We start from the raw sequence: 220 nt of genomic DNA on the forward strand, positions 1-220 counted from the left end.
GGTCGTCCTCGTGTGTTTAGCGACTTAGCCATTACCACTGCGTTGATGGTTAAGCGTATTTTCTCTATGCCACTGAGAGCCTTACAGGGCTTTATCAATTCGGTGTTTAAACTGGGTGACATCCCATTATCTTGCCCGCATTACACCTGCATCAGTAAACGCGCGAAAACGGTCAATATTGCTTTTAAAACCAAGACTCGCGGCGCCATTGAGCACTTAG

General features: G+C 46.8%; 1 protein-coding gene. It reads left to right on the forward strand.

Annotated features, from left to right (window positions below; all coding sequences use genetic code 11):
• Nucleotides 1–220 (forward strand): transposase (locus MO387_RS21100; protein ID WP_242326530.1); only part of this gene is annotated, 220 nt, incomplete at both ends.

Origin of the sequence: Shewanella sp. N2AIL (genome assembly GCF_022690845.1) — a bacterium.
Lineage (GTDB): Bacteria > Pseudomonadota > Gammaproteobacteria > Enterobacterales > Shewanellaceae > Shewanella > Shewanella baltica.